The organism is Luteibacter sp. KNZ12-1A (genome assembly GCF_056755675.1).
Genome location: NZ_JBPGXU010000076.1, coordinates 1 through 19,011, shown reverse-complemented (window position 1 = coordinate 19,011; position 19,011 = coordinate 1). Strand labels below are relative to the sequence as shown.

Annotated in this window: 18 protein-coding genes and 1 tRNA gene; 10 read left to right on the top strand and 9 right to left on the bottom strand. The window is 66.8% G+C overall.

All coding sequences use genetic code 11. The features are described 5' to 3' along the window. Window positions 1-162 precede the first annotated feature (162 nt). Entirely contained in the window at window positions 163-1,962 is a 1,800-nt protein-coding gene (locus ACR9ZJ_RS14280; protein WP_481288109.1) for an aminopeptidase P family protein, read from the top strand. Between the two features lie 292 nt (window positions 1,963-2,254). Next, window positions 2,255-4,144, top strand: a complete 1,890-nt coding sequence (gene parE / locus ACR9ZJ_RS14275) for a DNA topoisomerase IV subunit B (RefSeq protein ID WP_481280863.1) — start codon at window positions 2,255-2,257, stop codon at window positions 4,142-4,144. Between the two features lie 220 nt (window positions 4,145-4,364). On the opposite strand, the gene pgi is transcribed toward parE, so the two are convergent. The 7 genes from pgi to pcnB all read right to left on the bottom strand — a co-directional run bounded on the left by pgi (window position 4,365) and on the right by pcnB (window position 11,493). Continuing rightward, window positions 4,365-5,999 (bottom strand): glucose-6-phosphate isomerase, encoded by a 1,635-nt coding sequence (gene pgi / locus ACR9ZJ_RS14270; RefSeq protein ID WP_481280864.1) that lies wholly within the window; start codon window positions 5,997-5,999, stop codon window positions 4,365-4,367. Window positions 6,000-6,240: 241 nt separating this feature from the next. Further along, window positions 6,241-6,621, bottom strand: coding sequence for an aspartate 1-decarboxylase (gene panD, locus ACR9ZJ_RS14265; RefSeq protein ID WP_426287366.1), 381 nt, complete (start codon window positions 6,619-6,621; stop codon window positions 6,241-6,243). A gap of 137 nt (window positions 6,622-6,758) precedes the next feature. Next, a complete protein-coding gene (panC, locus tag ACR9ZJ_RS14260; protein ID WP_481280865.1) occupies window positions 6,759-7,604 on the bottom strand; it encodes a pantoate--beta-alanine ligase in 846 nt (281 codons plus the stop codon). A 10-nt stretch (window positions 7,605-7,614) separates the two neighbouring features. Beyond that, the gene (panB, locus tag ACR9ZJ_RS14255) at window positions 7,615-8,442 is read right to left on the bottom strand and encodes a 3-methyl-2-oxobutanoate hydroxymethyltransferase (RefSeq protein WP_481280866.1); all 828 of its coding nucleotides are present in this window, start codon (window positions 8,440-8,442) and stop codon (window positions 7,615-7,617) included. A gap of 55 nt (window positions 8,443-8,497) precedes the next feature. Beyond that, window positions 8,498-9,592: a GlcNAc-transferase family protein gene (locus ACR9ZJ_RS14250; RefSeq protein WP_481288108.1), complete on the bottom strand. Its 1,095-nt coding sequence runs from the start codon at window positions 9,590-9,592 to the stop codon at window positions 8,498-8,500. A 57-nt stretch (window positions 9,593-9,649) separates the two neighbouring features. After that, on the bottom strand, window positions 9,650-10,135 hold the full coding sequence (gene folK, locus ACR9ZJ_RS14245; protein ID WP_481280868.1) for a 2-amino-4-hydroxy-6-hydroxymethyldihydropteridine diphosphokinase: 486 nt from the start codon (window positions 10,133-10,135) through the stop codon (window positions 9,650-9,652). After that, window positions 10,132-11,493, bottom strand: a complete 1,362-nt coding sequence (pcnB, locus tag ACR9ZJ_RS14240) for a polynucleotide adenylyltransferase PcnB (RefSeq protein ID WP_481280869.1) — start codon at window positions 11,491-11,493, stop codon at window positions 10,132-10,134. The genes folK and pcnB overlap by 4 nt, the downstream gene beginning before the upstream one ends. A 182-nt stretch (window positions 11,494-11,675) precedes the next feature. Here pcnB and ACR9ZJ_RS14235 point away from each other — a divergent pair. Both ACR9ZJ_RS14235 and fdxA read left to right on the top strand, forming a co-directional pair. Then, a tRNA-Glu gene (locus tag ACR9ZJ_RS14235) sits at window positions 11,676-11,751 on the top strand. Window positions 11,752-11,778: 27 nt separating this feature from the next. Then, entirely contained in the window at window positions 11,779-12,102 is a 324-nt protein-coding gene (gene fdxA, locus ACR9ZJ_RS14230; RefSeq protein WP_481280870.1) for a ferredoxin FdxA, read from the top strand. Between the two features lie 283 nt (window positions 12,103-12,385). Here the strand turns inward: fdxA and ACR9ZJ_RS14225 are convergent, their stop codons facing one another. Both ACR9ZJ_RS14225 and dapA read right to left on the bottom strand, forming a co-directional pair. Beyond that, window positions 12,386-12,976, bottom strand: coding sequence for a hypothetical protein (locus tag ACR9ZJ_RS14225; protein WP_481288107.1), 591 nt, complete (start codon window positions 12,974-12,976; stop codon window positions 12,386-12,388). A 29-nt stretch (window positions 12,977-13,005) separates the two neighbouring features. After that, the gene (dapA, locus tag ACR9ZJ_RS14220) at window positions 13,006-13,899 is read right to left on the bottom strand and encodes a 4-hydroxy-tetrahydrodipicolinate synthase (protein ID WP_481280872.1); all 894 of its coding nucleotides are present in this window, start codon (window positions 13,897-13,899) and stop codon (window positions 13,006-13,008) included. 180 nt (window positions 13,900-14,079) lie between these two features. Here dapA and ACR9ZJ_RS14215 point away from each other — a divergent pair, with 180 nt between their 5' ends. From ACR9ZJ_RS14215 to ACR9ZJ_RS14190, 6 genes are all read left to right on the top strand, one after another. Continuing rightward, window positions 14,080-14,640, top strand: coding sequence for a glycine cleavage system transcriptional repressor (locus ACR9ZJ_RS14215; protein WP_306847788.1), 561 nt, complete (start codon window positions 14,080-14,082; stop codon window positions 14,638-14,640). Window positions 14,641-14,665: 25 nt separating this feature from the next. Continuing rightward, complete coding sequence (locus tag ACR9ZJ_RS14210; protein WP_481280873.1) at window positions 14,666-15,127, top strand: peroxiredoxin; 462 nt, start codon at window positions 14,666-14,668, stop codon at window positions 15,125-15,127. An 82-nt stretch (window positions 15,128-15,209) separates the two neighbouring features. After that, on the top strand, window positions 15,210-16,601 hold the full coding sequence (locus ACR9ZJ_RS14205) for a PhoH family protein (protein ID WP_481280874.1): 1,392 nt from the start codon (window positions 15,210-15,212) through the stop codon (window positions 16,599-16,601). Window positions 16,602-16,651: 50 nt separating this feature from the next. Continuing rightward, entirely contained in the window at window positions 16,652-17,428 is a 777-nt protein-coding gene (gene thiD / locus ACR9ZJ_RS14200; protein WP_481288106.1) for a bifunctional hydroxymethylpyrimidine kinase/phosphomethylpyrimidine kinase, read from the top strand. A 76-nt stretch (window positions 17,429-17,504) separates the two neighbouring features. Continuing rightward, complete coding sequence (locus ACR9ZJ_RS14195; protein ID WP_481280876.1) at window positions 17,505-18,461, top strand: aspartyl/asparaginyl beta-hydroxylase domain-containing protein; 957 nt, start codon at window positions 17,505-17,507, stop codon at window positions 18,459-18,461. Between the two features lie 4 nt (window positions 18,462-18,465). Next, window positions 18,466-18,930, top strand: coding sequence for a hypothetical protein (locus ACR9ZJ_RS14190; protein ID WP_481280877.1), 465 nt, complete (start codon window positions 18,466-18,468; stop codon window positions 18,928-18,930). Window positions 18,931-19,011: the final 81 nt, after the last annotated feature.

Here is a 19,011-nt window from a genome sequence, read left to right as displayed (position 1 = left end):
CGCCCCCCCCCCCCCCCCCCCCCCCCCCCCCCCCCCCCCCCCCCCCCCCCCCCCCCCCCCCCCCCCCCCCCCCCCCCCCCCCCCCCCCCCCCCCCCCCCCCCCCCCCACCCCCGCTTCTCGCCCACGCTTCCTACCGGCGCTTCTCCCGATACCATGTGCGGATGAATGCCTCCCCGATTCCCGCCCGCCTCCAGGCTCTTCGCGCCGCCATGGCCCGCGAAGGCGTCGCCGCCATCGTCGTTCCCACGGCCGACCCCCACCTGTCCGAGTACCTGCCGTCGCGCTGGCAGGCTCGCCAATGGCTGTCCGGTTTCACCGGATCGGCCGGCACCCTGGTGGTCACCGCCACCGGCGGCGGGCTGTGGACCGACTCCCGTTACTTCGCCCAGGCCGAAAGCGAACTGGCAGGTAGCAGCCTGCCCCTGATGAAACTGAACGTCGCGCACACGCCGGAACACGTGGCCTGGCTGGCGGAACGACTCGGCGCCGGCGATGTCGTCGCCGTGGCCGGCGACAGCGTGTCCGTCGCCGGTGCCGAAAGCCTGTCGAGGCGCCTGGAAACCGTCGGCGCCCGCCTGCGCACCGACCTGGACCTGCCCGCCGCCATCTGGAGCGACCGGCCGCCACGGCCCGAGGCCCCCGTCTACGCCCACGCGGCCCCGTTCGCCACGGTCGAGCGCGCCGACAAGCTGCGCCACGTACGCACGGCGATGCGCCGGGCCGGGGCCACGCATCACCTGCTTTCCAGCCTCGATGACATCGCCTGGCTGATGAACCTTCGCGGCGCCGACGTCGAATACAACCCCGTCTTCCTGGCCCACCTCCTGATCGAGGAAGCGCGGGCGACGCTTTTCATCGACGCCGCCAAGGTGCCGGCCGGACTGAAGGTCGCGCTGGCCGCCGATGGCATCGCCCTGGCCGACTACGGCACCGTTGCCTCGGCGATCGCCGCGCTGCCGGACGACGCGGTGCTGATGTACGACGCCGGTCGCGTCGTTGTTTCCGTGTTGGAAGGCCTGCCCGCGAGCGTGAAGCACGTGCGCGCGCCGCATCCGTCGACCGCGCAGAAGGCGCGCAAGACCGCGGAGGAACTGGACCATATCCGCGACGTGATGCGCCGCGACGGTGCCGCGCTGGCCCGTGCGTTCCGGCACATCGAGGCGGCGCTCGCCGCCGGCCAGGCGCTGACGGAACTGGACGTGGACACGATCGTGCGCGCGGCGCGCGAGGCCCAGGCCGGTTTCGTGGGCGAGAGCTTCTCCACCATCGCCGGCTACCAGGCCAACGGCGCCCTGCCGCATTACCGCGCCACGGAAGCGTCGTTCAGTCCCCTCGCCGCCAAGGGGCTGCTGCTGGTCGATTCCGGCGGCCAATACCTCGGGGGCACCACCGATATCACGCGGGTGCTCGCGCTGGGTCCGGTCACCGACGAACAGCGCCGAGACTCGACCCTCGTACTGAAGGGCATGATCGCGCTGTCGCGCGCGCGATTCCCCAAGGGGGCGAGCGGACCGCAGCTGGACGCCCTCGCCCGTGCGCCACTCTGGGCCGCCGGCATGGATTTCGGCCATGGCACCGGCCATGGCGTGGGCTACTTCCTCAACGTCCATGAAGGTCCGCACGGCATCCGTCCGCCCGTCGCAGGCGGCGCGCTGGTGCCGCTCGAAACCGGGATGATCACCTCGATCGAGCCCGGCCTCTACAAGCCGGGCCGCCACGGCATCCGCCACGAGAACCTCGCCGTGGTGACCCAGGCCGACTCGACGGAATTCGGCGAGTTCCTCGCCTTCGAGACGCTGACGCTGTGCCCCTTCGACCGCCGAGGCCTGGAGCCGCGCCTGCTGGAGCCTTCGGAACGCGCGTGGCTGGACGATTACCACGCCACCGTCCGCGCCGCGCTGTCCCCGCTGCTCGATGGTGCCGACCGCCAATGGCTGGAGTGGCACTGCGCACCGCTCTAGCACGCCCCGCCCGGCCTGGCCCGGCGCCGAGCAGCCCCTTGTGGGAGCCGACTCTGTCGGCGACGGGTGCTTGCCCCGACCTTGCCCGCTGCCGCGGGATCGCCGACAGAGTCGGCTCCCACAAGGGTGGCGTACCGAAGGGTCCGCTAGTCCCACCCGGGTTCGCCATCGGATGCACCGCACCGGGAATGGCTGATCGCCAATCTCACGGGCTGACACAGGCACTCTTCAGGCTTGACCATCCTGGGGACCTGACCCCATCCTGCCCGGCTACGTCACACCCGCGAAGACCATGAATACTCGCTACAACGCCTCAGACATCGAAGTCCTCAGCGGTCTTGACCCCGTCAAGCGCCGCCCCGGCATGTACACGGACACCTCGCGACCGAACCACCTCGCCCAGGAAGTCATCGACAACTCCGTCGACGAGGCGCTCGCGGGTCATGCGAAGACCATCGAGGTCACCGTCTTCAACGACGGGTCGGTCGAGGTCACCGACGATGGCCGCGGCATGCCGGTGGACATCCATCCGGAAGAGAAGGTCCCGGGCGTCGAGCTGATCCTCACGCGCCTGCATGCCGGCGGCAAGTTCTCCAACAAGAACTACGCCTTCTCCGGCGGCCTGCACGGCGTGGGCGTCTCGGTGGTCAACGCGCTGTCCACGCGCGTTGACGTCACCATCCGCCGCGATGCCCAGGAATACCGGATGAGCTTCGCCAACGGCGATCGTGCGAGCGACCTCGAGGTGATCGGCAGCGTCCCGAAGAAGAAGACCGGCACCACGCTGCGCTTCTGGCCCGATCCGAAGTATTTCGATACTCCGCGCATCCTCGTCTCGAAACTGAAGCACCTGCTTCGCGCCAAGGCCGTGCTTTGCGCGGGGCTTACCGTGCGCCTGCTCGACGAATCCTCGGGCGAAACCACGGAGTGGTACTTCGAGGATGGCCTGCCGGATTACCTGCGCGGCGAACTCCAGGGCGCCGAGGCCTTGCCGGCCGAGTTGTTCGTGAAGCATTTCTCCCGCGAAACCGATGCGCTCGACGTCGCCCTTGCCTGGCTGCCGGAAGGCGAGCTGGTCCAGGAAAGCTACGTCAACCTGATCCCCACCGCCCAGGGCGGCACCCACGTGAATGGCCTGCGCTCGGGCCTCACCAATGCCATTCGCGAATTCTGCGACCTGCGCAACCTGCTGCCGCGTGGCGTGAAGCTGGCGCCGGAAGACGTATGGGAGCGGCTGGCCTTCGTCCTCAGCGTGAAGTTGCAGGACGCGCAGTTCGCCGGCCAGACCAAGGAGCGCCTTTCCTCGCGCAGCGCGGCCGCCATCGTGGAAGGCGTGGTGCACGACGCTTTCAGCCTCTGGCTCAACCAGCACGTCGACACCGGCGAGAAGATCGCCCAGCTCGCCATCGAACGGGCCAGCGCGCGCCTCAAGGCGGCCAAGCAAGTGGTGCGCAAGAAGATCACCCAGGGTCCCGCCCTGCCCGGCAAGCTGGCCGACTGCGCGGCCACCGACCTCACCCGTACCGAACTCTTCCTCGTCGAGGGAGACTCGGCGGGAGGCTCGGCCAAGCAGGCGCGCGACAAGGATTTCCAGGCGATCCTTCCGCTGCGCGGCAAGATCCTCAATACCTGGGAAGTCGAGTCGGGCGCGGTGCTGGCTTCGCAGGAAGTGCACGACCTCGCCGTGGCGATCGGTTGCGATCCCGGCAAGGACGACCTCTCCGGCCTGCGCTACGGCAAGGTGGTGATCCTCGCCGATGCCGACTCCGACGGCCTGCACATCGCCACCCTGCTCTCGGCGCTGTTCCTTCGTCACTTTCCCTCGCTGGTCCGCGAAGGCCACGTGTTCGTCGCCATGCCGCCACTGTTTCGCGTCGACGTGGGCAAGCAGGTGTTCTATTGCCTCGACGAGGAAGAGAAGCGCCTGATGCTGGAAAAGGTCGAGCGCGAAAAGATGAAGGGCGCCGTCAGCGTCACGCGCTTCAAGGGCCTGGGCGAGATGAATCCCGCGCAGCTGCGTGAATCCACCATCCATCCCGACACGCGCCGCCTCGTGCAGCTCACGGTCGAGACCGATGACGGCACGCAGAAGCTGATGGACATGCTGCTGGCCAAGAAGCGTGCGGGCGATCGCAAACAGTGGCTGGAAGACAAGGGCGACCTGGCGACGCTCGAGGTCTGAGGTCCGAAGTCCGAAGTCCGAAGTCCGAAGTCTGGTGGGAGCCGACCTTGTCGGCGATCCCGCGGCAGCGGGCCAGATTACGGCAAACACCCATCGCCGACAGGGTCGGCTCCCACCAAGCACGGCCGGGCGAAACCCGACAGCGACCTCTACGGTTCTGGTGGAAGCCGGCCCTGCCAGGCTCTGGCGGGAGCCGACCTTGTCGGCGACGCTCCTTGTCTTAGCGGCGGCTGCGGATCGCGGAAATCAACGCACGCGTGGCGCCGTCGAACTGGTTCAGGTCGCCAGCGTCCTTATCGTTGCTCAGCGACGGATAGATCTGCTTGGCGATCACCTTGCCCAGTTCCACGCCCCACTGGTCGAACGCGTTGATGCCCCACAGGTGGCCCAGCAGGAACACCTTGTGCTCGTACAGCGCGATCAGCGCACCCAGCGAGTGCGGGGTGAGCGAATCGAGCATGAACACGGTGCTCGGGCGGTCGCCCTTGAACGTACGCTGCGCGGCCAGCGCACGGCGCTCTTCCTCGGTTCCGGTTTTCGCTTCCGCCAGGGCCTCCTCGAAGGTCTTGCCCAGCGACAGCGCGGCCGCCTGCGCAAGCAGGTTGGACAGCAGCACGTCGTGGTTCTCGCGCAGCGGATGCGCCGGCTTCACCAGGCCGATGAACTCCAGTGGCACCGTGTCCGTGCCCTGGTGCAAGGCCTGGAAATACGCATGTTGCGCATTCGTGCCGATGCTGCCCCAGACGACTGGCACGGTCGACTCGCGCACTTCGCTGCCGTCGTCCGGATGCACGTGCTTGCCGAGGCTTTCCATCTCCAGCTGCTGGAGGTACGACGGCAGGTCGGCCAGCGAGTCGACGTACGGAACCACCGCGCGGCTACTGCGGCCGAGGATGTTGCGGTTCCAGAATTCGGCGATGGCCAGCAGGACCGGAAGGTTGTCCTTCCACTCCGCCGTGAGGAAATGATCGTCGGCCTCGGCGGCACCGGCGAGCAATTCGCGGAAGCCCTTCATGCCGATGGCGAATGCGATCGAGGCGCCCACGGCGGACCACAGCGAGAAACGACCGCCGACGTAGTCCCACATGGGCAGCACCTGCGAGGCGCCCCACTTGTGCACGGCCTCGTCGTTGGAACTCACGGCGATGAAATGCTTCGAGGTCTTCGCCTCGTCACCGCCGTTGGCCTTCAGTATCCAGTTGCGGAAGACACCGCCGTTCAGCAGCGTTTCCTGCGTGTTGAAGCTCTTGGAAACGAGGATCACCAGCGTGTGCGCGGGATCGAGCTTCTTCATCAGGTCGTACGCGGCCTGGCCGTCCACGTTGGTGAGGAAGTGGCTGGTGATGCCCTTGACGTGGAACTGCTCCAGCGCGTGCACGGCCAGCCGCGGACCCAGGTCCGACCCGCCGATGCCGATGTTCACCACATCGGTGACGCGGCCGATCAGGCCGACCGATTCACCCTCGCCCTTGTGCACGGCATTGACGAGGAGCTCCATCTTGTCGAGCGCGTCGGCGACGTCCTTGCGGACCGCGGCCGGTGCCGCCGGATGGCGCGATGCACCACCGCGCAGGGCGGTGTGCAGGACCGCGCGGTCCTCGGAGGTATTGATGTGCTTGCCGGCGAACATGGCGTCGCGGGCGGCTTTCCAGCCGGTGCTCTCGATGTATTCGCCTACGGCGTCGAGCGCGGCGATGTCGAGCTTCTGCCGCGACACGTCGAGGAGGATCGGGCCCATGCGACGGCGCAGGCGCTCACCGCGGGCTTCGTCCTGGACGAGATCGCGGAGGGTGGTCTTGGCGAGACGGGAGGCGTGCTCCTCGAACGAGGGCAACGGTGCGTGCTTTGATTCCATGGCTTCCACTTGGCTGCAACGGAGGGGGGAAGCGGCGATGTTACCGCAGTGCAGCGTAAGTGGATTGTATGGATGTTGCGCGGTGGGGCGGCGACGGGTGGGAGAGCATCGCCGACAGGGTCGGCTCCCACCAGGGGCAAAGAGCATCGCCGGCACAGGCGGCTCCCACAGGGGCTACCGCGACCAGCAGGAACGTCGTGACCTGGTGGGAGCCGACCCTGTCGGCGATGGCAGGCTGGCCTCAGGCGGCCTGCTTGGGAATCGAGTGGTTCGTATGCGTGATGCGATTGTTCGCATCGACGTAGACGAGGTCCGGCTGGTACTTGGCCATTTCCGCTTCGGACAGTCCGACGAAGGCGGCGATGATCACCAGGTCGCCCGTCGAAACGCGGCGCGCCGCGCTTCCGTTCACCGAGATGATGCCCGAGCCCTCTTCCGCCCGCAGCGCGTAGGTGACGAAGCGCTCACCGTTGTTGATGTTCCACGCATGGATCTGCTCGTACTCACGGATGCCCGCGGCATCGAGCAGGTTGCCATCGATGGCGATGGAACCTTCGTAGTTCAGCTCTGCGTGAGTCACCGTGGCCCGGTGGATCTTGCACTTGAGCATGTTGAGGTGCATGGCGGTCTCTGGGGTTCGTCGATTACAAAAACGCCCATTGTAACGGAGGGTTGCCCGTCCGTCGTAAGGGCTTCCTCTGTCGGTGCGCTTTATGGGGGAGTGGGCGCGGAAACGCAAGTCCCCGTTTGTGAAAGGATTCAGTCGAAAGGCAGGTTGTCGATCAGGCGGGTGGCGCCGAGCCTGGCGGCGACCAGCGCCACCAGGCCCTCCCGCTCGTCGGGACCGGGTTCGGCCAGGTCCTCGGCGCGGCGGATGGCCACGTAGTCGGGTACGAAGCCCGCCCGCTCCAGGCGCGCCTTCGCCGCCTGCTCCAGCGCCTGCCAGGCATGCCCCTGGCGGAAGAGTTCACGCATCTGCACGAGCGTGGCATGGATCTGCGGCGCCCTCGCACGTTCCTGGGGGGACAGGTACTGGTTGCGTGAACTCATGGCCAGCCCGTCGTCGTCGCGCAGGGTCGGCGCGGACATCACCTTCACCGAGAGCGAAAGGTCGGCGACCATCCGCTCGATGACTTTCAGCTGCTGGAAATCCTTCTGGCCGAACACCGCGATGTCCGGCTGGACCAGGCTGAACAGCTTGGCCACCACGGTCGCCACGCCATCGAAGTGGCCCGGGCGGTGGGCGCCTTCCAGGGTATCGGTGATGACCGGGACGTGGATGCTGACGCTCGCCGCGGGACCGAAGGGATACATGGTGGCCACCTCCGGGGCGAAGAGGATGTCGCAGCCGGCTTCCGCCAACCCCGCCTGGTCCTGGGCCAGGGTGCGCGGGTAGCGTTCGAAGTCCTCGCCGGGGCCGAACTGGGTCGGATTCACGAAAACGCTGGCGACTACCCGGTCGGCGCGCGCGCGGGCGAGCTTCAGCAGCGAATGGTGGCCCGCGTGCAGGTTGCCCATGGTCGGCACGAAGCCGACGTTCTGGCCGGCGGCGCGCCAGCCGCGGATCGCGGCGCGGATGGCCGCCGCATCGGTGACGGTCTGCATGGTGGAGTCCTCAGGTGAAGCTGTGCTCGACGCCGGGGAAACGCTTCTCGCGCACATCCTCGACGTAGGCGCCGATGGCGCCCTGAATGGAATCGCGTCCCGCGAGGAAATCCTTTGAAAAGCGGGGCCGCTTGCCCGGCGTGAGGCCGAGCATGTCGTACACCACCAGCACCTGGCCGTCGCAATCCACGCCCGCGCCGATCCCGATGGTGGGAATCGAAAGCCCTGCGGTGATCCGCGCCGCCAAGGCGGCCGGCACGCACTCGAGCACGAGCAGGTCGGCACCCGCGGCCTCCACGGCCTTCGCATCGGCCAGCAGCTTGTCGGCGGCATCCTGCGTCTTGCCCTGGACCTTGTAGCCGCCGAACTTGTTCACCGACTGCGGGGTGAGGCCAAGGTGCGCGCACACCGGAATGTCACGCTCGGCCAGCGCGGCGATCACCTCGCAGATGCGTCCGGCGCCCTCGATCTTGACCATGGCCGCGCCGCCCTGCGCGACGAGCCGGGTCGAGGCCTCCATCGCCGAGGGAAGGTCGCGGTCGCTCATGAACGGCAGGTCGGCGACCAGCAGGGTCGACGACAGGCCGCGTGCGACCGCCGCGGTGTGATAGACCATCTCGTCGACCGTGACGGGCAAGGTACTCGACCGGCCCTGCACCACCATGCCCAGCGAATCGCCGACCAGGGCCACGTCGACCCCGGCGGATTCCAGTTGCGCGGCGAAACTCGCGTCGTAGGCGGTGAGCATCACGATCTTCCGGCCTTCGGCTTTCATCGTCTTGAGGCCCGGCACGGTCACCGGCTTGCGTGCCGGTGCGCTCGTTTTTTCCACGTACACGCTCTTGTCGCCTTGTTGGGTGAAAGCGGAATTGTCCGCCTACGTGAGCGGTATCTCAAGGAATCATGGGCGCGGGGAGCAGACGCGCCCGCCATGCCGTCTCGTCGAGGTGCAGATCCGCCTCCGAGGGTTCCACCCCCGCCAGGGCCTCCGGGGTGGCCTTGCACAGCGCAAAGGAAATACCGGCATAGCGTTCGTAGTCCGCGAGGCTGCGCCGCCCACCCAGCCAGGCCGGGGGCGACGTGGCCGGCATCCCGTGCATGCCGAAAGCGGCTTCGGCCGCCTTCATCGAGCGCCTGCCCAGGGCCGCCCCATCCAGCGCGGTCTCGCCCCGCTTCAACGCCATGTACTGGTCGTTCCATACCTTGGGCGCATCGGCCCGTTCGTAGTAATGCCACACCACGTGCCGGTGCGGGTGGAACAAGTCGTAGCCATGCGTATACGCCCGGACCGCCAGCGTGATCTCCTCGGTATTGAAATAATGGTCGGGGTCGGCGGGGACATCGCGCACGAAGCTGCCATCGGTGAAAGCGAAGCCGCCACTGAAAAAGCGCGCCGGAACGGGTCCCTTTTTTCCCGCCGGGGAATCGATGAGGGTCGATATCGTACGTATCACGCCGAGTCCGCCGAAGCCCAGGAAGTCGATCTGGTAACCCTCGTCGCATGCTTCGGCGACGGGCTCACCCGGCACGTAGGCTGGCGGATGGGCCACCAGGACGGGATGCGGGCGCCGCCTGGAACGAACGCTCTCCAGCAGGTCGATGAGCTCGCTGTCCCAATGCCGGGCGAAACGGTGGTGGGAATCCAGTTGCAAGGTGTAGTCCTCGCCGTCGAAGCCCCGCTGCGCCATCGCCCGTGCCCAACCGCAACCGCGCGACTCGTCCATCGAATAGTCGAGTACGTCGACCACGGTTCCACCGCGGCTCAACCGGTGCCGCAGGCGGCCTTCGAACACGCTGGTCCGAACGAGGAAGCCCGCTTCCGCGAACACGTCGCTACGCTCGCCCTCCTCGTGCTGCCAACAGACGGTCACATGCAGGCGGCCGGGACGACGAGCCCGGTCGATCATGTCGATGAGGGTGGGGATCAATTCGGGGTCCCTGTACGCAGGGATCTGCACGAAGATCGTCTTGCCGTCACGTTCGTCCATAAACGCTCCACGGGATGCCTGTCCTGGCATCATCGATAGTACCCTCCGCGCCGGAACCTAGGGAAGCGCGACGCAATCCTTCGTGTCCACCGCCCGGAGCAGGTCCGCCACGCGTCCATGTCCGGGCACGACCTGCCCGGGGTCGAGGTCGGCCAGCGGCAAAAGGACGAAAGCGCGCTCGGCGATCCGTGGATGCGGCAGGCTCAGCCGGTCGTCGTCGAGCACCCGGTCCGCGTAGAGAAGCAGGTCGAGATCCAGCGTCCGCGGGCCCCAGCGCTCACCGTCGCGCACGCGGCCGAACGCCCGCTCGGTCTCCAGCAGGACATCCAGCAAGGCGTGCGGCGACAACGTGGTATCCACCGCGATGGCCGCGTTGACGAAATCGGCCTGGGGGACCGGCCCCCACGGCGGCGTCCGGTAGAACCGGGAGCGGCCGGCAAGCGCGAGGCCTGGCTCGCTGGCGAGCCGCGCGATGGCCGCTTCGAGCCGCTGCCGGACATCGCCGAGATTGCCGCCAAGGCCGATCGAAGCGCGAACGCTCACGCCCCGCCCGAATCGCCTTTACCGCGTCCCACCGGCTTGCGCCTGCGGCGACGCTTGCGGGCGGGTGCCGTGGAGGCGGCCGTCGCCTCATGGGACGGAACGCCACCGCCGCCCAGGGCGGCCGCAAGCATTTCCGGCGGCAACTGCTGGGCGTGGGCCCACCACTCGCCGAGTTCACGCATGCCCGCCGACTCGTGCGCGCGCAGCAGCAGGAAATCGAAAGCGGCGCGGAACCGTGGATGCGACATCAGGCGGAACACGCGCTTGCGGTGGATCTGTTCGAAGCGCGGCTGCAACGCCCAGATCTCCTCCATCGTGAAGGTGAAGCGGCGTGGGATCGCCACGCGCTGGCACTGTTCGCCGACGACATGCACGGCGGCGCGCTGCCATGCCTCGTTGGCGTCGTAGCCCTGGGCGATCCAGCCATTGGCCTGGTCGCGCACCTCGCCCCACAGCAGCACCGCGTACAGGAAGGCGGGAGTGACCGACTTGCCCTCGGCGATGCGCGCATCGGTGTTGGCGAGGCCCTGTTCCACGAGCGCGCGAAGCGCGTGGTCGCCACGTTCCAGGGCGCGCGCCGTGGCCGGAAACAGGAACTTCAACAAGCCGCAGGCCTCGAGCATCTTGAAGCTCTTCAAGCCGTGCCCGGCGAGGAACAGTTTCAACGACTCGTCGAACAGCCGCGCCGGGGCGGCTTCGCCCAAAAGATTGCCCAAGGTCGCGAACGGCGCCGACGCCGCGGGATCGATGTTGAAATCGAGCTTGGCGGCCAGCCGCGCCGCACGCAGCATGCGAACGGGGTCCTCGCGATAGCGTTGCTCCGGATCGCCGATGAGGCGCATCGAGCGGTCTTCGAGGTCGCGCATGCCACCGACGTAGTCACGCACGCTGAAATCGGCGATATCGTAGTAAAGGGCGTTGACCCGGAAATCGCGGCGGACCGCGTCTTCCTCGATCGATCCCCAGATATTGTCGCGAACGATCCGTCCATCGACGATGTGGCGGTCGCCTTCGCCGCCCTCTTCGCCCGTGCCGCGGAAGGTCGCCACCTCGATGATCTCCGGCCCGAACACCACGTGGGCCAGCCGGAAGCGTCGGCCGATCAGGCGGCAGTTGCGGAACAGCCCCTTCACCTCCTCCGGCGTGGCGTTGGTGGCGACGTCGAAGTCCTTCGGGTGCCCGCCCAGCAGCAGGTCGCGGACGGCGCCGCCGACGAGGTACGCGGCAAAACCGGCGTCGTGCAGGCGATACAGCACGCGCAGCGCGGCCTTGCTGATGTTCTTGCGGGAAATGGAGTGCTGGTCGCGCGGAATGATGCGCAGTACCGGCGAAACGTCACTCCTGGTTTCAGAATTCAAGCGATCGAAGTCCTGGCGAGCGCTCCGGCGCCCGTTCAAGTAGCTGCCCCCACCGGCGGCCGGTGTCGGGATGAATGGGCCCAATGTAACGAATTCGACCCAGTTCGACGAGCGGCCATAAAGTCGTTGCCGGACGCCGTAATTTGGATATACTAGCGCGCTTCGTACCCCCGGTACGACCCGCTCCCTTCGTCTAGTGGTCCAGGACACCGCCCTCTCAAGGCGGGAACACGAGTTCGAACCTCGTAGGGAGCGCCACTTTCCTTCCGGCGCCGAACTGTTCGCATGACCTTTGTCGTCACCGACAACTGCATCAAGTGCAAGTACACGGACTGCGTCGAGGTTTGTCCCGTCGACGCCTTCCACGAAGGCCCGAACTTCCTCGTGATCAATCCGGACGAGTGCATCGACTGCACCCTCTGCGAGCCGGAATGCCCGATCAACGCCATCTATCCCGAGGACGACGTCCCGGCGGGGCAAGAGGGCTTCGTGGCGCTCAACGCCGAGCTATCGAAGGAGTGGCCGGTGATCACCGAGCGCAAGGACGGCCTCCCCGATGCGAAAGACTGGGAGAACAAGCCCGGCAAGCTGGAACAACTCCAGCGCTGAGCCCCCGCCCGTTTACGGAATGGCCTGCTCCAGTGCGGCAGGATGATGAATCCCGAAGCGTAATTCCAGGCCAACAGCATCCCGGTGGGAGGCATGTGCCCTGGTGGGAGCCGACCCTGTCGGCGATCCCGCGGCAGCGGGCCGGTTGAGGCAAGCATCCATCGCCGACAGGGGTGGCTCCCACGGGGGCGGATTCCACCGGAGACTCGGCTTTCACCGAGCGCTTTTCTTGCTAAAAAAAACGCCGCCCGAAGGCAGCGTTCACGCAGGAGAGCCGAAAGGCTTACTTGCTACCCATCCGCGACTTCAATGCATCGATCACGCGACGGACGCCATCGGCGTCGCCCTGCGCGCGGACTTCGCTGCCGGTGCCGCTCGGGGTGACCGCCAGCACGACGATACGGTTGGCGCCCTTGGCCGAGGCCGGCGCGTCCTTGGCATCCTGGTCGGCGCTCTTGCCGCCGCCGAACATGCGGCGGAACAGGCCCGGGCGGCTTTCCGGCTTACCACGGCTCGCGGCGATCTGGTACGAGCGCGCCGTGTCGTCGTGCGAAAGGACAGTGCCGAGGTCACCCACGCTGATCAGTTCACCGATGCGGCGATAGGCGGCATCCGGATCGTCGGTGAGGATGAAGCCGTCCGAGACCGGCGCGGCACCCTGGTCCGCGGCGGCACCGGCAGCGCCCGAGCCAACATCGGGAATGACCAGGGCGGCGCTGGTGGACGGCGTATCGAGACCCGGCGGGATTTCCAGCGGGGCTTCCTGCTGGGCCCTTTCCCAATCCTTCGTGGAGCGGAACGCGCCGCAACCGGAGACGACCAGGACGGACAGGAGCAGTGCCGGGACGACCAGCGCGTACGAGGTTTTCTTCATGAACTTAGGGTTCCGTTGAGAAGGTTGCTTCAGGCGGCAGACGCCAATGGTGCCAGAGCGGCGAGCGTTTCGCGCAGCTTCGCCAATGCCGGACCGGATTCCAGTTCGACCAGCGGCAGCCTCGGGGCGGCAGAACCGAGCCCCAGGGCGGCCAGGCCGGCCTTCACCGGGATCGGATTCGGCGCGCAGTTCAAGGCGTCGATCAGCGGGGCCAACCGCGCGGTTTCCCTCGCGGTCCGCGCGGTGTCGCCCGAACGGGCGGCATCGCACAGCGCGCGGAAGGCTTCCGGCACGAGATTGGCCACGACGGAGATCGTTCCCGCGGCGCCCGCCAGCATCGCCTCGTGAGCCGAGCCGTCGTCACCGCTGAGGTAGACGAAATCGGCACGGATAAGTTCCGCGAGTGCATGGATCCGCCCGGCATCGCCGCGCGCCTCCTTGATGCCGACGATACCGGGATGGTCGCGCAGCAAGGCCACGGTTTCCGGGGCGATATCGCAACCAGTGCGCGGCGGCACGTTGTAGAGGATCACGGGCAGGCCACCCTCGTCGGCCACCGCGAGGAAGTGCCTGCGCAGGCCTTCCTGTGTGGGACGCACGTAGAAGGGGGCCACCACCAGCGCGGCATCGGCGCCGAGCGCCCGGGCCCGCCGCGTGGTGGCGATGGTCTTCGCCGTGCCCGCTTCGCCGGTGCCGGCGATGACCGGAACGCGTTTGTCCACGTGCTTCACCGCGAACGCGAGCAGGCGCTCGTATTCGTCGTGTTCGAGGAAATGCGATTCGCCCGTGGAACCGGCCACGACCACCGCCTGGGTGCCGCCGGCGAGCTGCTGGTCGAGCAGCCGGCCGAAGGCGTCCAGGTCGAGGGAGCCGTCCGCGGCGAAGGGCGTCGCCAACGCGGTGATGCTTCCGGAGATGTCCAAGGTGAAACCCGTTGTCTAATCAGCCATTCGCATGTTACCGGGGCGTTTCCGGCGAGTCCATTCGGCAACTTTCCGGCCCATGGGCGTCGCGTGTCTTGCTAGCGTGCGACGCGGCCAAGTAAGCTGGCCCCAAAGCGTTGGTTCCGCGCCCCGCGGGACGCGCCATAGGTAGTTCCCGCCTTGAATCGTTCCGCAGTACGCAGCGCCACCACGGACAACCAGCTCCTCATCTCGACGCTGTCGCCGGCGCATCGCGCGCCGATCCTGGCCCTGGCCAAGCGGATAGCGGACTCTGGTTGCAACCTCGCCGATGCCCGCGTCTCCACGATCGGCAACGACACGTCGGTGATGCTCCTGGCCAGCGGCGCCTGGGACGCCGTGGCCAAGCTGGAGACCTCGCTGGGCAAGCTGGCCCGGGACGAGGAACTGCCGATCGTCCACTACCGCACCACGCCGCGCGAACCCACCGCCCACCTGCTGCCCTACCTGGTCGAGGTGATCGCCGCCGACCGGCCAGGCATCCTCGTGAAGATCATCGAATTCTTCTCGCGGCGCGACATCAGCGTGGAACAACTCTCATCCATGCGTTACCAGGCGATGCAGACCGGCGCCGAGATGTTCCAGGCGCAGATCACGATCGGCATTCCCTCGGAAACGCACATCGCCGCCTTGCGCGACGATTTCCTCGAACTGTGCGATGGCCTCAACCTCGACGCCATCATGGACCCCGTGAAATTCTGATCCGGAAGGAGCAGCAGACGTACGCATGATCTCCAAGGGCAAGAAGCTCCCCAAACTCGAAGGCACGCTCGGCGATGGTTCGACGCTGTCCCTCTCTTCGCTCAAGGGACAGTGGGTGGTGGTGTTCTTCTATCCGAAGGACAACACGCCCGGTTGCACGAACGAGGCGAAGGATTTCCGCGATCTCCACGCCCGGTTCCAGGCCCTGAATGCCGAAGTGATCGGTGTCTCCCGCGATTCGGTGCGCTCGCATGCGAATTTCGCCGCCAAGCATCAATTGCCCTTCCCGCTCGTTTCCGACGCCGACGAAGCCTGGTGCCAGGCCTTCGACGTCATCCACGAGAAAGTGCTCTACGGCAAGCGCCACATGGGTGTCGTACGCAGCACCTTCCTCATCGATCCCGACGGCAGGATCCACACGGAATGGCGCGGGGTGAAGGTTCCCGGCCACGCACAGGCCGTGCTTGAGAGTGTTCCCACCGCGTGACGAATACCGCGTCATGCGGCACCTCCCCCCGGCCGTCGCCGTGCGGCCGGTTCTCGCAACCTCTGCATGAGGTCACTTCCGCATGACCGGAAGCAAGCGCATCTACGCCCTCGACACCAACGTGCTGCTGCACGATCCGACGTCGTTGTTCCGCTTCGAGGAACACGATGTCTTCATACCGATGACGGTGCTGGAGGAACTGGACGACAAGAAGAAAGGTGGCTCCGAAGTATCGCGCAACGGCCGCCAGGTAAGCCGTTTCCTCAACGAATTGATCGAGCGCGGCGGCGGTGGCCAGGGTCTTCGCGACGGCCTGGAACTGGTCAATCCGCAAGGCATCAAGCTCAAGCGCGGCGCGGTGGGAAGGCTGTTCTTCCAGCAACGCGCGAGCCACGGCAACGGCAAGGCCGACAACCAGATCCTCGCCTCGGTCGTCGACCTTCGCGACCAGTACCCCGACCGTCCGGTGATCCTCGTCACCAAGGACATCAATCTCCGCATCAAGGCCTCGATCTACGGCATCACCGCCGAGGATTACGAGAACGATCGCGCCCTCGACGATTTCGCCCTGCTCTTCACCGGCTCCGACGAACTGCCGGAGAACTTCTGGGAGCGTCACCCGGAACTGCGCTCGTGGAACGAGCGCGGTCGCACCTTCTACGAGGTGAGTGTCCGCGACGACGAGCTGTGGTATCCGAACCAGTGCCTGTACATGCCCGGCGAGAACGACGTCGAGCTGCGCGTGCTCGAACTATCCGGCGACGAGGATGCGCGCAAGGCCCGGCTCGTGTTGCTCGACGACCATACCCACGCCGCGCATGGCGTATGGGGGATCGCCGCGCGCAATCGCGAGCAGAACTTCGCGCTCAACCTGCTGATGGACCCGGACGTCGACTTCGTCACCCTGCTCGGCACCGCGGGCACGGGCAAGACGCTGCTCGCCCTCGCCGCGGGACTCGCCCAGGTGATGGACCAGCAGCGTTACCGCGAGATCATCATGACGCGCGCCACGGTATCGGTCGGCGAGGACATCGGCTTCCTGCCCGGTACGGAGGAAGAGAAGATGACACCGTGGATGGGGGCGCTGACGGACAACCTGGAAGTGCTCGCCAATCCGGAGGAAGGTGGCTCATGGGGCCGCCAGGCCACGAACGACCTGCTCGCCTCCCGCGTGAAGATCCGTTCCTTGAACTTCATGCGCGGGCGTACGTTCCTCAGCCGCTATCTCATCATCGACGAGGCGCAAAACCTCACGCCGAAGCAGATGAAGACCCTGATCACCCGCGCCGGCCCGGGAACCAAGATCGTCTGCCTGGGTAACGTGGAGCAGATCGACACGCCCTACCTCACCGAGACGACGTCCGGCCTCACCTATGCCGTGGATCGTTTCAAGATGTGGGCGCATTCGGGGCACATCACGCTGAAGCGTGGCGAGCGCTCGAGACTGGCCGACTTCGCTTCCGAGGCGTTGTAGGTCGCACCTAAAGGGCGCGGGCATGCCGCCCGCGCCCCTATCCTCAACCCATGCGCACTCCCATCCCCAACACGCTCACCATCGCCGGCTCGGATTCCGGCGGCGGTGCCGGCATCCAGGCCGACCTGAAAACCTTCCGCGCACGCGGCACCCATGGCCTCACCGCCATCACCGCCGTCACCTCGCAGAACACGCGTGGCGTGAGCGCCGTCCACACGCTTCCTCTCGCCCACGTCCGCAGCCAGATCGACGCCGTCTTCGACGACTTCCCCATCGCGGCGGTCAAGACCGGGATGCTCGGCAGCGCCGCGATGACCCGTCTCGTGGCGACGGAAATGCGCCGGCGCAAACCGGCATGGCTCGTCGTCGATCCGGTCATGCTGGCCACCAGCGGCGCCCGGCTGCTCGATGACGACGCGCTCGACGCGCTGACCGGCCGGCTGATCCCGCTGGCCGACGTACTCACGCCCAACCTGCCCGAAGCCGAAACCCTGCTCGGACGCCCGCTCGGCCGCGACATCGACGCAGCGGGCGCCGACCTGCTTGCCCTGGGCGCACGAGGCGTATTGCTCAAGGGCGGCCACGCCAAGGGACGCGAGATCGTCGATCGTTACTACGATGCCGATGGCGTGATCGAGGTCCGCCATCCGCGCCTGCCTTTCGAAGGGCATGGCAGTGGCTGCACCCTGGCCTCCGCGGTGGCCGCCGAGCTGGCCAAGGGCAAATCGCCGCATGCCGCCGTGCGTATCGCCGTCGCCTGGCTGGACAAGGCCTTCCAGCGGGCCTGGCGGCCGGGCGGTGGCGCGGCCCACGTGCTCGGGCACTGAGCCCGGAGTATCCTAGCGGCGTTGATACGGGCCCTTTGGGGCCGTATGTATCGCCCGTCCCCCTCGAGTCCAACCCATGAATTTCCTCGGGCCCCGCTTCATCGTCCTGTACGTGCTGATCCTGTTCACGCTCTGCGTGCTGCTGGTGCACCTGCGCGGCCGCTCGCGCCTGCGCTTCGACCGTCAGCTGGTGGATCACTCGGCGATTTTCGCGCCTTACAACCTGTTGATGTACGCCTTCTCCGCCGTGCCCGCACGACCGATCCTCGATCGCCGCGGATTCCCCCAACTCGACCTGCTGCAGGCCAACTGGCAGACGATCCGCCAGGAAGCGATGCACCTGTTCGACGAAGGCTTCATCCGCTCGGCGGAAAAGCACAACGACGCTTCCTTCAATTCCTTCTTCAAGCAGGGCTGGAAGCGCTTCTACCTGAAATGGTATGGCGAACCGCTCGCCTCCGCCGAGGCGCTGTGCCCGGAAACGGTGAAACTGCTGAATTCCATCCCGAGCGTGAAGGCGGCGATGTTCGCCCTGCTTCCGCCGGGCAGCAAGCTCAACCCGCACCGCGATCCGTTCGCCGGTTCGCTGCGCTACCACCTCGGCCTCATCACACCGAACTCCGACGAGTGCCGCATCTTCGTCGATGGCGAAATGCATGCATGGCGCGATGGCAAGGACGTGGTCTTCGACGAGACCTATGTGCACTGGGCGGAGAACCGCACGGACCAGACCCGCGTCATCCTCTTCGCCGACGTGGAGCGCCCGCTGAAGAGCGGCCTCATGACCGCGATCAACAAGCGCGTCGGCGCCTTCATGGGTTCGATCACCGCCTCGCCCAACAGCGACGACGGCAAGGAACAGGTGGGCTTCGTCAATCGCATGTTCGCGCTCAACCAGCGTGGCCGCGAGCGCACGCGCAAGTTCAAGAAGGCCAATCCGAAGCTGTTCCGCGTGGTGAAGTACATCGGCATCGTGCTGATGATCTGGCTGATCTTCCTGGCGCCCTACCCTTTCTTCCGCGGCGACGCCTGATGCCATGAAGCCCTTCGCACTCGCGCTGGTTCTACTCGTCGCCACGTCCATCGCCTCGGCGGAAGATGCCGGGCCTGGGCCGGCGGAAGACCTCGCGCCTCGTGTCGCCCGCCTCGTCGACGACACGACGAAAGACGCGGCGAGCGAAGATCGTGCCTTCAACCAGTTGTTGCGACTCGGCAGGGCCGGCGTCCCTTACATCATCGCGCACCTCGGCGACGATCGCCGTCTGCCGGAACAGTCGATCTGGATACACCGCTCGGGCGGACGTGCGGAACGCCAGTACAAACCCTGGTACGTGCATGACGGCCTCGAAGCCGTGCTGACGGAACTGACCGGTTTCACCATGGGCCCCCAGAATGGCCACCTGCTCCCCAGCCAGCGCAAGCAGAGCATGCGCAAATGGGTGGCATGGTGCGTGGAGCGCTACCCGGCCCAGGCGGATGTGTGCCGCTCGGGTCAGCGGTAGCGGCAGACCGGCTTCGTCTCCGGCTCGGCTTCGCCCTCGCGGTTGGGGTGGCGGGGCAGAGCCTGTCTCTTATACACATCT